The sequence below is a fragment of the Lysobacter yananisis genome (assembly GCF_031199375.1).
In the GTDB taxonomy this organism is placed as follows: Bacteria; Pseudomonadota; Gammaproteobacteria; order Xanthomonadales; family Xanthomonadaceae; genus Lysobacter; species Lysobacter yananisis.
The window spans coordinates 4,710,429-4,725,341 of the sequence record NZ_CP133568.1 but is presented as its reverse complement, the minus strand read 5'-3'; the positions used below and the strand labels follow the sequence as shown (position 1 = coordinate 4,725,341).

11 protein-coding genes are annotated in these 14,913 nt (G+C 69.2%); 6 read left to right on the top strand and 5 right to left on the bottom strand.

Annotated features, from left to right (window positions below; genetic code table 11):
• Nucleotides 1-11 precede the first annotated feature (11 nt).
• From RDV84_RS19645 to RDV84_RS19630, 4 genes are all read right to left on the bottom strand, one after another.
• A complete protein-coding gene (locus RDV84_RS19645; RefSeq protein WP_309151312.1) occupies nt 12-2,936 on the bottom strand; it encodes a TonB-dependent receptor in 2,925 nt (974 codons plus the stop codon).
• 211 nt (nt 2,937-3,147) lie between these two features.
• A complete protein-coding gene (locus RDV84_RS19640) occupies nt 3,148-4,137 on the bottom strand; it encodes a FecR family protein (protein WP_309151311.1) in 990 nt (329 codons plus the stop codon).
• 94 nt (nt 4,138-4,231) lie between these two features.
• Nucleotides 4,232-4,762, bottom strand: a complete 531-nt coding sequence (locus RDV84_RS19635) for an RNA polymerase sigma factor (RefSeq protein WP_309151310.1) — start codon at nt 4,760-4,762, stop codon at nt 4,232-4,234.
• Between the two features lie 296 nt (nt 4,763-5,058).
• On the bottom strand, nt 5,059-7,287 hold the full coding sequence (locus tag RDV84_RS19630) for a TonB-dependent receptor domain-containing protein (RefSeq protein WP_309151309.1): 2,229 nt from the start codon (nt 7,285-7,287) through the stop codon (nt 5,059-5,061).
• Between the two features lie 295 nt (nt 7,288-7,582).
• Between RDV84_RS19630 and RDV84_RS19625 the strand changes: the two genes are divergently transcribed.
• From RDV84_RS19625 to RDV84_RS19605, 5 genes are all read left to right on the top strand, one after another.
• Nucleotides 7,583-8,095, top strand: coding sequence for a hypothetical protein (locus tag RDV84_RS19625; RefSeq protein WP_309151308.1), 513 nt, complete (start codon nt 7,583-7,585; stop codon nt 8,093-8,095).
• A complete protein-coding gene (locus RDV84_RS19620) occupies nt 8,092-8,712 on the top strand; it encodes a TetR/AcrR family transcriptional regulator (protein WP_309151307.1) in 621 nt (206 codons plus the stop codon). The genes RDV84_RS19625 and RDV84_RS19620 overlap by 4 nt, the downstream gene beginning before the upstream one ends.
• 159 nt (nt 8,713-8,871) lie before the next feature.
• Nucleotides 8,872-11,136, top strand: coding sequence for a TonB-dependent siderophore receptor (locus RDV84_RS19615; protein WP_309151306.1), 2,265 nt, complete (start codon nt 8,872-8,874; stop codon nt 11,134-11,136).
• A 155-nt stretch (nt 11,137-11,291) separates the two neighbouring features.
• A complete protein-coding gene (locus tag RDV84_RS19610) occupies nt 11,292-11,498 on the top strand; it encodes a hypothetical protein (protein WP_057947631.1) in 207 nt (68 codons plus the stop codon).
• On the top strand, nt 11,488-13,068 hold the full coding sequence (locus RDV84_RS19605) for a PepSY-associated TM helix domain-containing protein (RefSeq protein WP_309151305.1): 1,581 nt from the start codon (nt 11,488-11,490) through the stop codon (nt 13,066-13,068). Before RDV84_RS19610 ends, RDV84_RS19605 begins: the two co-directional genes overlap by 11 nt.
• Here RDV84_RS19605 and RDV84_RS19600 read toward each other — a convergent pair.
• Nucleotides 13,025-13,996, bottom strand: a complete 972-nt coding sequence (locus RDV84_RS19600; RefSeq protein ID WP_309151304.1) for a thioesterase II family protein — start codon at nt 13,994-13,996, stop codon at nt 13,025-13,027. The two genes, RDV84_RS19605 and RDV84_RS19600, sit on opposite strands and share 44 nt — an antisense overlap.
• Between RDV84_RS19600 and RDV84_RS19595 the strand changes: the two genes are divergently transcribed.
• Nucleotides 13,952-14,902, top strand: a complete 951-nt coding sequence (locus RDV84_RS19595; RefSeq protein WP_197414856.1) for a TauD/TfdA family dioxygenase — start codon at nt 13,952-13,954, stop codon at nt 14,900-14,902. The genes RDV84_RS19600 and RDV84_RS19595 overlap by 45 nt on opposite strands.
• Nucleotides 14,903-14,913 lie beyond the last annotated feature (11 nt).

Sequence of the window (14,913 nt, the reverse complement as noted above, 5' to 3'; positions counted from 1 at the left end):
GCGGTCGGCCGTCAGTAGCGGTAGGTGAACGCCAGCCGCGCGGTGCGGCCGGGCGCGGGCAGCACGCCGAGCGCGAGCGGGTCGAGGTAGTAGCGGTCGCCGGCGTTGTCGAGGTTGAAGTCGACCGCGAACTGCTCGCTGACCTGCCAGCTGGCGAACACGTCGACGATGGTCGCGGCGCGGTACAGCTGCTGGATCGCCGACAAACCGACGTTCCATTCCTTGTCGAGCTTGCTGATCGGCCCGGCGTTGTGCACCGCGCGCATGCCGACGGTGAAGCGTTCGTCGAACGGGCGCAGGCCGACGGTCAGGTTGACGTTGTAGCGCGGCGGGTTCTGGGTGTTGGTGTACGAGCCCTCGAAGCCGCCGTCGACGCAGTCCGGCGTGCCGATCAGTTCGGCGATCTTGCGCTGGCGGCCGTACTCGCGGCGCTCGGCGGCGATGTCGGGCGCGCAGGTCTTGGCCTGGAAGTAGTAGTGCGCCGACAGGTCGGCGAACACCAGGCCGCTGTCGTAGCTGGACTGGAACTCGACGCCGGAGACCTTGAAGCGGTCGACGTTGCGGATCAGCCCGGCCGACAGGGTGCGGTAATCGCGGGTGATCAGATCGTCGATGCGGGTGTCGAAGTAAGCCAGCTTGAACGCGGCGCGGTCGCCGTCGACGAACAGGCCGTGGCGGATCGTGCTGGCGCCGATTTCCAGGGTCTTGGCGCGTTCGGGCTTGAGTTCGCCGACCGGCTTGGCGGCGGTGAACAGGCCCAGCGTGGTCTCGAACAGGCTCGGCAGCTTCACGCCCTCGGCGTACTTGGCGTAGACCATGCTGTCGTCGTCGAAGCGGTAGGCGACGCTGGCGGTCGGGGTGAAGGCGCTGTCGCGGCGGCGGATCGGCTGCGACCAGTTCCACTTGACCGGCACGATCAAGTCCTCGGCCGGATCGGCGTCGAAGAAATTCCAGCCGGCGATGTCGGCGACGGTGCCGCGCTTGTACGGCGAGGCCAGCAGCGAGGCCTGGGTGAACTGGCCGTTGGCGTCGGGATACCAGTTCAGCAGGGCGACGCGCTTGGCCCGCCACGCCGGCAGGTTCGGATTGCCGTTGAGCAGTTCGGTGTAGCGGTACTGGCCGATGCTCGCGGTTTCCGCGACCGTGGCCAGGCGGTTGCGGTCGTGCACGCTGACGCGGCTGTAACGGCCGCCGGCGAGCAGTTCCCAATGCTCGTCGGGCTGCCACTTGGCCGAGAACACCGCGCTGTATTCCTTGCGCTGCGCGTTGCGCAGGAAGCGGTTGTTGATCAGGTCGTCGTGCAGGATCGGCGAGTCCTTGCCCGGACCGATGTCCTCGTCGCTGTAGGACAGGCCGTAATCCAGGGTCACCTTGCCGGCGCCCGCGCTCAGCCGGGTGGTGTTGCTGGCGTCGAGGCCGAAGCGCTGCTGGCGCAGATTGTTCCGGTACGCGTCCTTGTAGCCCGGATCGGTATTGAAGGTCGGGCCGTCGTACCACTCGGTGCGGCGCTGGAAATACCACGGGGCGATGCCGGTCAGGCCGTTGTACATGCGGCTGTCGGCGTCGGTGTACCAGGCGTTGACGCGCAGGTCGACCCGTTCGCTGTCGGGGTCGAAGCGGTAGCGCAGGCTGTAGGCGTCCATGCCGATGCGGCCCGGGTCCCATTGCGGCACGATGTCGCGGTTCACCCGGATGATCTGCGAGGCCATGATCTCGCCCTGTTCGCCGTCGAAACGGCGATAGCCCGCCTCCAGCGTCTGCGCGTCGTCGATGCGCCAAGTGCCCTTGAGCAGGACCGACTCGGACTTGGCCGAGGTGTTGAACACTTCGGTGCGCGGCGGGTTCAGCGGCGCCAGGGTGCGGCGGGTCTGCGGAAAATCGTCGTAGCCGTGGCGGCCGGAGAAATAGTTGCCGGTGTCGCGCCAGGCGTAGGCGGCGACCAGGTCGAAGCGATCCCAGCGCGCCGCCGCGGCGATGTTGCCGAAGCCGCCGCCGAGCGCGTTGCGGTCGTGGTGCGGCAGGTCGTTGTACGCGGGCAGGTCGCGCGCGCTGGCGTTGGAGGCGCCGCCGCGCAGGCGCAGGCCCCAGTCGCGGCCTGCGCGCAGCACGTCGTCGGCCTTGAGCGTTTCCATCTCGACCACGCCGCCGATGCCGCCGGACGCGTTGGCCTGCAGGCTCGGGCCCTTGGTGATGGTGAGGCTGGAAATCAGGTCCGGGTCCAGATACGTGCGCTGCGACTGGCCGGCGTAGCCGCGGTAGGTGTCCATCGTCGACTGGCCACCGTCGACGATCACCGGCACCCGGCTCTGGCCCTGGATGCCGCGGATGTTGACGTCCAGCGCGTTGGCGGTGCGCGGATCGCCGGCGGTGACGCCGGCCACGCCCTTGACGATGTCGGCGGCGGAGGCGCCGCGGAAGCGCTCGATGGTTTCGCGGGCGATGTAGTGGCTGGAACCGGGATTGCGATAGGTGTCGAGCAGGCGCGCTTCGTCGCTGGCGACGCCCGCGCCGCCGGCGAGGTCGCGCTCGCCGCCGACGCGCAGGGTGTCGGTAACGATCACATCGCCGGCGACCGCGGCGGCCTTCTCCAGCGCGACGGCGTCCGCGCCGACCCGGCGCACGCTCAGGCCGGTGCCGCGCAGCAGTTGCGCGAGCGCGGCGTCCGCATCGAGCTCGCCGGCCACCGCGGTGGACACCGCGCCTTCGGCGAGGGTCGCGGCATAAGCGACCTGCACGCCGGATTGGCGCATGTAGGCGCGCAGCGCCGACACCAGGGGTTGCGCGGGAATATCGAAACGGCGCACCGCGGCGGAGGCCGGCGCGGCGCCGGTCTGGGCGGCGGCGGGCAGGGCGCTCGCGGCCATGACCGCGGCGAGCAAGGCGATGCACAGGCGGGACGGGCGCGGCAGCGCGCCCGGGTGGATGGAAGTGGGCATGAAGAAACCTGTCGGAAAGTCGGCGCCGCGGTTGCGGCTCGCCCGCGCGCAAGCGGGCACGGCGGCGTACGTGGCGGCGGCGGGTACGTTCGCTGGATAAGACGGGCGAGGCCGCGCCGACCCCAAGATCAATTTCGCGTCCGAACCAATCGGCGCCGTCGCGACGGCGGATCGGTGCCGCGCCGGGCGCGTCGCTTTGCCGAGTCGGCGCTCAGCGCACCGAGGCCGGCGCCGGCGCGGGCGTCGGGATCGGCTGCACGATCACCACGCCGAACGGGAGCCGGGTCACCGACAGGCCGGCGCTCGCGGCCAACGCGTCGAGCGCCTGCTCGGGCCGGCCGATGCGCAAGGCCGCGCTGACCCTGGGCAAGGCGCGTAGGTCGCCGCGGACCAGGATCGGGCCGGCGCGGTAGCGCGCGAGTTCGCGCACCGCGACGTCGACCGCGGCGTCGTCCAGCAGCAGTTCGCCCTGGCGCCAGCCGCCGATGCCGTCGGCCGGCACGTCGTTCAATCGGGCCACGCTGCGGCCTTGGCCGTACGCGGCGCGCTGGCCGGCATCGAGATACGTCCAGCCGCCGTCCGCCGCGGCCGCCACCCGCACCCGGCCCTGGCTCACCGCGGTTTCGATGCGCCCGGCGTCGTCGGCGACCGCGAACGCGGTTGAAATGTCTTCGATCACGCCATCGCCCGCGACCACGGCGAAGCGCCGGGCCGGATCGGCGGCGACTTCGAACCACACCCGACCGCGCAGCAATTCGACGCGACGCTGGTCGCGGTCGTACTGGATCGCGATCGCGCTGTCGGCGTCGAGCACGGCGCGGCTGCCGTCGGGCAGGGCGACGGTTTCGGCGGCGTGGGCGCTGCGATGGTCGGCGCGCAGCCGCAACCATGCCTCGGGCGAAGCCAGCGCCAGCACCAGCACGGCCGCCGCGGCCAGGGCCGGGCGCCAGCGGCCGCGACGGCCCGCGCGCGGCCGCACTGTCGCCGCCGTGCCTTGCGCCGCGGGCCTGGGCCCGAGGCTGCGCCACAACTGCCGCTCGCGTTCGAACGCGCGGCGGTGGCCGGGGCGCTGCAGCCAGCGTTCGAACTCGCCCAGGCCGGTCTCGTCGGCCGCGCCCGAAGCCAGCCACGCGATCCACTCGCGCGCTTGCGCGTGGATGGGTTCGGCGTCGGCGATGGCGAAGGCAGGCGGCTGGCTCATGGCGGGCGAGGGCGGTGCGTCGGCGAAGGCGGTATCGAGATCAAGACGTTCGAGCGGGCGCTTTACCCAAGACCGGTGCGTTGCCCAAGACGATTCACCGTCCCGCGCGCGCGTGGGCCAGGCGTTGCAAGGCGGCGCGGACGTGGTTTTCCACGGTCGTCACCGACACCCCCAGGCGCCGCGCAATCTCGGCCTGGGTCAGGCCCTGCAGGCGATTGAGCCGGAAGATGGTGCGGGTCGGCTCGGGCAGCCGTCCGGCGGCGGCCAGCACGCGCTGCAACTCGTCCTGGGCCATGGCCTGTTCCTCGGCCGACAGCGCTTCGTCCGGGCCCCAAAGATAATGCTCGGCCAGCAACTGGTTGCGGCGCGTGCGCTCGCGTCCCCAATCGGTCGCCAGATTCGCCGCCAGCTTGAACAGATAGGCGCGTGGGTTGTCGATGGCGCCGGCGTCGCCGACGTTGCGCAGCTTGAGCCACACCGCCTGGACCACATCTTCGGCGGCATGGTCGCCGCCGAGGATCCGCTGGACCAGGCGCAACAGCGCCGGGCGCTCGCGGATCAGCAGTTCCGCCAGTCCCGGCGGACGCTCGTCCTCGCCGCAGTCGCGCATGCCGGCGCCCGCCATCACCCGAGCACCGGCGGGTTCGGCGCGCGACGGCACGGGTGCGCGACAGCGCGGTGGGCAAAGGATTGGAAGCGCATGACGGCGGCACAGTTCGAAGAGCGCCGTCTGCCGTGGGGACCGGAAAGGTCGCGGGCACGTGTGCGATGAGCGGAGCTACGCAGCAAGCGTAGTGCGCGAATCTTAAAAGCAATGCGTGACGAACCGCAAGTTTCGTCGCCGCTTGCGCCGCTGTCTTGTCTCGTCGCTTCTGCCGGCAGGACGGGGCCGCGCGTGCGCCGCGCGGCCCCGCGCGACGATCAGAACTGCTTGCTGATGCTGAAGTAGAGGTTCCGCCCCAAGCCGGTGCGCGAGCTGGTCTCCACGCCCGAGGCGTTCAAGCGCTTCTGGTCGAAGACATTGTTGATGCCGGCGAGGAACTGGGTGCTGCCGTCGAAGAACGACACCCCGGACACGCTGGGCCGCCAGCGCAGCTGCAGGTTGGTCTGGGTGTAGGCGTCGCGCACGTACCAGTACGTGGTGCCGGCCGACACCAGGGTCTTGGGGTTCTGGTCGGGTTCGAACCAGTGGCTGACGTCGGCCGAGACGCTGAAGTCGTCGTCGAACGGCCGCCAGCGCAGCCCCAGCCGGGCGCGGTCGGCGAACGCCGACGGCGTCTTGCGGCCGCTGGCGGCGTCCTTCATGTCCAGCGATTCGTAGCTGAAATAGCCGCCCCAGCGCGGCCGGTCGTACGACAGCTCGACTTCCACGCCCTCGCGGTCGACTTCGCCGACGTTCTCGTAGCGCACGTACTCGGACTTCGCCGGCGACACCGAACCGTAGTCCACCACCAGCTGGATCATGTCGCTGATGGTGCCGTTGAAGTACATCGCCTTGGCCGCGACGCGGTCGTCCGCGGCCAGCAGCGCGTTGCGGCTCCACGAGAACCCGGCTTCGTATTCCTTCGAAGTTTCCGATTTCAGCCGCGGATTGGGCCGGTACCAGTAGTGGATGTTGAGCGGGCCGTCGGACGAGGTCTCGTGCGGCGTCGGCGCGCGGAACGCCTCGGAGTAGTTGGCCAGCAGGACGAAACCGCCGGCGACTTCGTAGCTCAGGCCCAGGCGCGGCGAGAAGCGGCTGTTGTCGTAGGTTTCGGCCACGCCCTGGACGCGGCGGTCGAAACGGTCGTAACGCCCGCCCAACTGCAGCGCCAGGCGGCCGTCGAGCCAACGCGACTCGTGCTGCACGAAGGCGCCGAAATCGCGGTAGGTGTTGGGCATCGAGTTGAAGCCGGTGCGCACGCCGTCGAGGATGTAGATGCCGTCTTCCTCGCGGTGTTCGTAGTCCAGGCCGAACAGCAGGCGGTGTTCGACCGGACCGGTGGCGAAGCGCATCAGGTTCTGCGCGCTGACGCCCCAGCGTTCGTCGAGGTTCTTGTAGTACAGATCGACGCCGCGTTCGTAGCCGCGCTCGTAGTAGCCGCGGGTCTTGTAGGCGGTGGCGGTCAGGTCGAGCCAGCGGCTGCCGGCCGGCGCCAGGGTGTAGCGCAGCACCGTGTCGCGCTGCGAACGCTCGCCCAGCACCGCGCCGTTGGCCGCGCCGAAGGTGGCGTGGTAGAGGCTGTTCCAGCCGGTCTTGGCGTCGATGGCGTAGTCGAAATGGCTGAGGCTGAGCTTGTGGCCTTCGCCGAAGTTCCAGCCGAGCTTGACGAAGGCGGTGTCGATGTCCTCTTCGTTGTCGACCACGTTGTCGTGGCGGCCGGTGGCGTCGACCAGCTCGCCGGCCTGGGTCAGGTCGCCTTTCTTGCCGCGCTTGACGAAGGCCAGCGCCTCGAACGGCCGGTCCTGCGGCGCGGCGGCGAAGGCCGCGTAGGCCTGGCGCTGGTCGTTGGAATCGAAACGGTAATTCAGCGCGACGCCGTAGTCGCGGCCCGGGGCGAGGAAATCGGCGGCGTCCTTGGTGGTGCTGCCGATCACGCCGCCGATGGCGCCGCCGCCGTAGCTGATGCCCGAGGAACCGCGCACCACGTCGACCTGCTTGAGCAGGTCGCTGTCCATGCCGAAGCCGGACACCTGGTTGGCGAACAGGTTGGCCGAGCGGCGCACGCCGTCCTGCATCAGGATGACCCGGCTCTCGGAACCGTGGCCGAAGCCGCGGATGCTGAAGTGCTGGCCGATCGCGCGGCCGCCGTCGTTGCCGGTATCGATGCCCGGCACCTTCTTCAGCGCCTGGATGAGGTCGGGGTAGTCGTCGAGGTCCTGCTCGGTCAGCACGCTGGCCGAGCCGGGGTACTTGAGCACGTCGATGCCGAAGCGCGTGCCGACCACGGTGATCCGGTGCAGTTCGTCGGTGGCGGCGTTGAGCCGCTCGTATTCCTCGCCGCACGGCGAGGGCAGGGCGCGCCGCGCGCAGGCTTGCGGGTCGGCGTCGTTGGCGCAAGCAAGGCGGGTGCGGTCTATCGCGGTGCGGCATTCGTCGGCCGACGCGTTGCCGGCGATGCCCAGGCACAGGGCGAGCGAAATCGCTGCGGCCAGCGCAGAAGTGGTCATGTGAGCCTCCAGCTCGTTAGTGATGTCCGGCGTCGCTAGGACGCGTCATCGCTGGCTGTAAGGCGTTCCGCTGGCTGCGCGCATCTTAGTCAGAAAGATGAATGCAGACAATACGGAGCAAGACGGCAGGGCGTACGGCGCAAATACAGCACGAATACAGCGCAAATACGTTTAGCGGCTCGCGCCGGCCTGCGGCCGCCGCCGGGCAGGGCGCGCCATCGCGGCGAAGAGCCGTGCTTGACTGCCTACCAACTGGTAGGTAGATTCATTTCACCCCCACTGCCGCGACTCTCCCATGAGCATTTCCCCGATCGGTTGGCTGCACACGCTCGGCAGCCTGCCCGCGATCCCGCTCGCCGCCTACATGCTCGCCAAGTACGGCCGGATCGCGCCGCAGACCCGCGCCGGCCGCGCCTACTTCGGCTTCATGCTGCTCGGCGTGCTGACGGTCTATCCGATCGCCAAGCAACCGGTCAGCGCGATCGTCGCGACGGTTACCCTGGCGACGCTGTTGATCGGTTACGGCGCCTCGGCGCTGTCGGTGGGCCGGCGCCTGGCCGGCTATGTCGAGACCGTGGCGCTGAGCCTGAGCGTGTTCCTGCTGATGGTGCCCACCGTCAGCGAAACCCTGCGCCGGCTGCCAGCCGGCGACCCGCTGGTCAAGCAGATGACCGATCCGCTGCTGCTCGGCGTGCAAGGCGCCTTGTTCCTGGCGCTGCTCGTCGGCGTGCCGCTGCAACTGCGCGCGTTGTACAAACGCAATGCCGCGGCGGCGCAATCCGCCGCCTCGACCACAGGCTCTCGATGAAACCGACCGCGTCCAAACGCACCGCCTCGGATCCGCAGACCTCGCCTTCGCCGAAGGCCGAGGAGATCCTCCAGCGCACCAGCGAACTGCTGGCCCTGGGCGGCTACGACAGCTTCAGTTATGCCGACATCGCCGAGCAGGTGCAGGTCAGGAAGGCCAGCATCCACCATCACTTCCCGAACAAGGTCGATCTGGTCAAGGCGACGGTGGCGCGTCACCGCGAGTCCAGCCGCCGCGGAATGCAGGCCTTGAGCGAGCGCGTCGCCGATCCGTTCGAGCGGCTCGGCGAGTACTGCCGGTGGTGGGCGGCCTGCATCGAAAGCGCAAATCCGCCGATCTGCCTGTGCGCGTTGCTGGCGGCGGAACTGCCGTCGGTCCCGGCCGAGGTCGCGAGCGAAGTGCGCGGCCATTTCGAAGACCTGTCGGCGTGGCTGGAGCAGACCCTGGCGCAAGGCGCGGACGGTGGACGCGTGCGCCTGGCCGCGAGCGCGCACGCCGAGGCGATGACCTTCATGGCCGCCGTCCACGGCGCGATGCTGACCGCGCGCGCGCTCGGCGATGCGCGCCTGTTCTGGAGCATCGCCCAGGCCTCGCTGGAGCGGTTGCGGCCGGCTTGAATCCGCCGGCGTACGCGCCGCTTCAAAGCGATCAGGGAAGCCGTGGCGCCAGGCGGAACGGGCGTCGCTTGCGGGCCGTGCGACCGACCGGCCCGCAATTGATAACCATTCCCATTTATTTGTATGATGCGCGCCCCAGATCGGCTTTCAGGCTCGCGGATGACCTTGCGCAAACGAACCTTGGCGTTGTGCATCGCCGCGCTGACCTCACCCGCCGCACTGGCATCCGAAGCGCCCGCCGACGCCACGGCGGCCGCCGAGGCCGCCGAGGCCGCCGAGGCCGCCGAGGCCGCCGAGGCCGACCAGCCGACCACGCTCGACAGGGTCCAGGCCGTGGGCACCGAGCCGGCGCGCTACCACAACGACGCCTCCGCCAGCGCCTTGGGCGTGGACGCGCCCTTGTTCAACACCCCGCGTTCGGTCGTGGTGCTGCCCGAGCAGATCCTGCTCGACCAGAAAGTCACCCAGCTCGACGAAGCGCTCAAGAACGTCAGCGGCGTCAGCCGCGGCGACGGCTTCGGCGGCACCAACGACGATTTCTTCCTGCGCGGGTTCCGCCGCGACAACGTCTACCGCGACGGCCGCCGGCTCGCCGCCAACCAGCGCAACCCGACCACCGACATCGAGAGCATCGAAGTCATCAAGGGGCCGGCGTCGCTGCTGTTCGGCGCGATCGAGCCGGGCGGGGTGGTCAACATCATCACCAAGAAGCCGCAGGCGCAGCCGCGCCGCTATCTTGAAGCGACTTTCGACGAATACGGCAAGCGCCATCTGCTCGGTGACTTCACCGGCGCGCTCGACGGCGACGGCCGGCTGCTGTACCGCCTGTCCGCCTCCTACGAGGACTCCGACACCTTCCGCGACGGCAAGCAGGTCGAGCGCACGGTGATTTCGCCGAGCCTGACCTGGCGCCCGAGCGAGCGCGACGAACTCACCGTCAGCTATCACTACTACGACGAAACCCTGCCGATCGACCGCGGCGCCATCGTCGGCCGCTACGCCGACGGCGAGCGCCGGATCGTCGAGACGCCGCGCTCGCGCAGCTTCGGCGAGTCGTGGGAGAACTCCTGGTCGACCGGCCACTCGCTCGATGCGCAGTACCAGCACCGCTTCAGCGAACACTGGGACGCGGTGGTCGGCTACACCTACCAGAAGACCGAGTCGCACGACCTGCAGGTGCGCGCCTACGACTTCTACGCCGAAGACACCGTGGTGCGCGGGATCGCCGTGCCGGCCGGCACCTTGATCCGCAACGTCGGCGGCAACAAGCCCTACGACGTCGATTCGGGCCAGTACAACGCCCGCCTGACCGGCCGCTTCGAACCGGCCGGGATGAAATACACCGTGATCGCCGGCGTCGACGGCGGCTACACCGACACCGACGCCGGCCAGCTCAACGGCGACAACGAAACCGCCAACGTGTTCGCCGGGCGGCCGCTGTTCAACGTGTTCGCGCCGGTGTACGGCAACCTGCGGCCGGATTCGGCCGCGCTCAGCCGGTCCTCGCGCACCGACCTGGATTTCCGCGGCGTGTACGTGCAGAACATCCTGCAGCCGAACGAGAAGCTGCTGCTGACCGCCGGCCTGCGCCGCGACTGGTACGAAGTGGCCAGCCGCAACCAGAACTACGACGAAGGCCAGCCGGTCGGCGCCGCCGCCGTGGCCGACCGCGAATGGAGCGACAACTCCTACCAGCTCGGCGCGTCCTACGAGTTCGCCCCGGGCCTGGCCGTGTACGCCAGCCGCGCGACCTCGTTCACCGTGCATCCGTTCTTCAACTACGATCCGCGCTCGCTGCCGCAGACCGGCAAGCAGTGGGAAGCGGGACTCAAGGGCAACCTGTTCGCCGACCGCCTGCAGTTCACCCTGAGCTGGTTCGACCTGCGCAAGACCAACATCCCGGCGTTCAACCCCGATGCGACCGGCAGCCTGGACCAGTACCGCTTCATCGGCGAGGCGCGCTCGCGCGGCATCGAATTCGACGCCACCTTGCGCATCACCGAAGGCTTCAACCTGATCGCCAGCTACGCCGATTTCGATTACGAGATCACCCGCGATCCGGATCCGGCCTTGCTCGGCAAGACCAACGCCAACGTCGCGCCGCGCAGCGGCAATCTGTGGGGCAGCTACGAGTTGCGCGACGGCGCCTGGCGCGGGCTAGGCTTCGGCGCCGGCGTCAACTACGTATCCAAGCGCTACGGCGACGACGACAACACTTGGTCGATGCCGTCCTACACCTTGTTCGACGCGGGCGTGTGGTACTACCTGCCGGTCGGCGACAACGCCAACCTGCGCTTCCAGCTGACGGTGAAGAACCTCGCCGACAAGCGCTGGTACTACGCCTCCGACGGCGACCGTTTCGCTCCCAGCGTACGCATCGGCGATCCGCGCACGGCCCTGTTCTCGGTCGCCTATCGGTTCTGATCGGACCATCGCGCAAGCCGCCATGACGCCCGCCGCGCGTAGCGCCGCCAGCCCAGGCCCGGCTTCGCCGGGCCTCGCGCTGTCTTGTCCGCGACGGGGGCGCGCGTACCGTGTGGGGGCGTAGCGCGGCCGCGGGCCTGGGCGGAGCGGCGACGATGGCGACGCTGATGCTCAACCTGATGTGGCTGCCCGGCCTGTCGCTGGCGGCGCTGGCGCTGATCCTGTTGCTGGCCTCGTTTCCGCTGTGGGTCGCACTGGCGTACTTCTGCTACGCGGCATCGAGCCTGCGCCGCGCCTGGCTGGGCCTGGCCGCGCTGGCGTTGCCGTCGCTGCTGTTGAACGCGTTCGCTTATGTCCGCTAAGCCCGCCCAGCCCGGTTCGCGCGGCGGCACGGCCGGCCTGCTGGCCTCGCACAGCTGGCTGGGCCTGATCGCTTCGTGGGTGCTGTTCCTGGTGTTCCTGACCGGGGCCATGACCATGTTCAAGCGCGAGGTCGATCTGTGGGAGAAGGCGCCGGACTACCTGGGCAGCCACAACCGCGCGGTCGCAAGCCTCGACAGCGTGCTCGCCGCGACCCGGGTGCCGCGCGAAGTCGCCGATCCGCACATCGAAGTGCTGTTGCCCGGGCGCATGAGCGCCTATTACCAGGTCTTTCTGTACGACGACGCCGGCGACTTCTATCGCGCCACCGCGTTCCATCCGGTCACCGGCGCGCAACTGCCCGATCCGGAGGCCACCGGCCTGGGCGAGTTCTTCGAGGAATTCCACAAGGAACTCTATCTGCCCGGTGGCCACTACCTGGTCGGCGTGGCCTCGCTGCTGATGTTCCTCGGCCTGCTGACCGGACTGGTGCTGCACTGGCCGAAACTGAGCCTGTCGGCGCTGTTTTCGCCGCGCTGGGGCAAGCCGCGCCTGCGCTGGCTGGACCTGCACAACAGCCTGGGCGTGCTGGCGCTGCCGTTCCACTTGCTGATGGCCTTCACCGGCACGGTGTTCAGCCTGACCCTGCTGTTGAACCTGTTGATGGTGTTCGGCCGCCTGCACGGCGACGATCAACCCTTGCGCGAGCTGCTGTTCGCGCCGCCGCTGCCGCTGGAAATCGCGCATGCGCCGACGCCGTCGCTGAGCGTCGATGGATTGATCCGCGAAGCCTCGCAACGCCTGGACATGGAGCCGGTGCGGGTCTCGATCCTGCATTACGGCGACCGCAACGCCTGGCTGACCGTGCACGGTCATGGCCACGGATCGTTGGCCCAGGTGGGGCAGGCGAGCTATCGCCTGGACAGCGGCGAACCGCTGCGCATGCTGCCGCCGCGCGGGATCAACGCGCTGGCGCACGGCAACGAAGTCCTGCACCGCTTGCATTACGGCGATTTCGGCGGCGTCGGCCTGCGCCTGTTGTACTTCCTGCTGGCGATCGCGACCTGCGTGCTGATCGCCACCGGCAATCTGTTGTGGCTGGAGAAGCGCCTGAGCCAGCGCGCCCGTCCGCGCGGCTTGCGCTGGGTCGCGGGCCTGAGCGTGGGCGCCTGCGGCGGCGGCATGTTGGCGCTGGCGACGGTGCTGTTGGCGGCGCGGACGCTGCCGGTGGCCGTACCGGCGCGCATGGACTGGGTGATCGGCGCGTTCGCCGTGCCGCTATTGGCCGCGTGCGCGCTGGGCGTGCTCAGCGCGCGGCCGCGGCGCGACCTGAGCCTGCTGTTGCGCATCGCCGGCGCGCTGTTCCTGCTGCTGCCGCTGCTGGACTGGGCGATGTTCGGCCGCGCGTTGCTGGCCGCGCTCGCCGCCGGCGATTGGGCGGCGACCACGATCGAGCTGCTGTGCCTGGCCTTGGCCGCGGCCTGCATCGCCACCGTGCGCTGGCTGCGCCGCGACCCGATCCGCGCCGCTACGCTGGTTCGCGCAACGCCGGCCGCGCCAGAGTCCGGGTGAACACATCGGCCAGGGCGGCGACGTGATCGCGCAGGAAGAAGTGGCCGCCGGGCAGGCTCGACACGCGCGCGCCGGCGCGGCTGCAATCGTTCCATCCCTGCAGCTTGTCGATCGCGATATCGGGATCGCGGTCGCCGCCGATGGCGGTGATCGGCGCGCGCACCGCGGGCTCGCCAGGGTTCCAGGCATAGGTCTCGCAGACGGCGAAATCCGCGCGCACGAACGGCAGCACGATCTGCATCAGATCGCGGTCGCGCAGCACTTCTTCGGGCGTCCCGCCCATCGCCGCGAGCTTGGCGATCAGGCCGTCGTCGTCGAGCAGGTGATAGCGCTCGGCGTGGCGCGGATAGCGCGGCGGCAGCGCGCCGGTGACGAACAGATGACGCGGCCCGCGACGCCCGCGGCGTTCGAGCGTGCGCGCGGTTTCATACGCCAGCAACGCGCCCATGCTATGACCCCATAGCGAGAAATCATCAGCCAACTGAGCGTCGAGCTCGTCGAGCAACCAGTCCACCAGCGCAGTCAATCGAATGAATGGGGCCTCGGCGATGCGGTGTCCGCGCCCCGGCAATTCCGGCGCGACCACTTCGAGTTGGCCTTGCAATGCCGCTTGCCACGGCGCGAACGCATGCCAGCTGCCGCCTGCGTAAGGCAAGCAAATCAAACGCGGCAAAGATTGCGTGACGGGCATCAGCTGAACTCCATAAATCCAAATGACAATCATTTGCATTGATCCTATTCTATCGCCCGCTTTGGCATATGGATCGGTGACATGCTCGATTTTGCTCCCCTGGACGATTCGGCCCTGGCCGCCGCGACCGCAGACCTGAGCTCGTTGCGCGTGCGCGCATTCGATCCCGCGCGCGGAGGTTTTCCGCTGTTGGTGGAGCCGGCCACCGCAGGAGCGGCGATCGCCGACAGCGCGCACGACATCGCCCAGCTGAATTCGCGCCTGCTGTACCGCCACGCCGGCCTGCTGTTCCGCGGCTTCGACGTGGCCGGGCTGGAATCCTTCGACGCCTTCGTGCGCGGCTTCGGTTTCGCCCCGATCAGCTACGAATTCGGTTCCAGCCAGCGCTCCAAGCTGACCAAGGGCGTGTACACCTCGACCGAATTCCCCAAGAACCGCTCGATTCCGCTGCACAACGAACAGGCCTACACCACCGCCTGGCCGATGAAGATCTGGCTGCACTGCGTGGTCGCCAGCCCGGTCGGCGGGGAAACCCCGATCGCCGACAGCCGCCGCATCCACCAGCGCATCGAGCCGGCGATCCGCGAGCGCTTCGAGCGCAAGCGCCTGCTGTACGTGCGCAACTACGGCACCGGCATGGACCTGTCGTGGCAGCAGACCTTCGGCACCGAGTCGCGCGAGGAAGTCGATGCGTTCTGCCGCGACAACGGCATCGCCACCCACTGGATCGGCGACAAGCAGCTGCGCACCGAACAGCTGGTGCAGGGCACCGCCTGGCATCCGGTCACGCGCGTCCCGCTGTGGTTCAACCAGGCGCATCTGTTCCACGCCTCCAGCCAGGGCGCGGAGGTGATGGCGATGCTGCTCGACGTGCTCGGCGATGCGCGCAACCTGCCGCGCCATGTGTTCTACGGCGACGGCAGCGAGCTGGAAGACAGCGTGCTCGAATCCATCCGCGGCGTGCTGGCCGAGGAAGCGGTCAAGTTCCCGTGGCAGCCCGGCGACATCGTCATGCTCGACAACATGCTCGCCGCGCACGGCCGCGAACCGTTCGACGGCGAACGCAAGGTCGTGGTGTCGATGGCCGAGCCGTTCTCGCTGCAGGAACTGGAACGGCTGGAACGCGAGCGCCTGGCGGGCTGATCGCCGCGGCG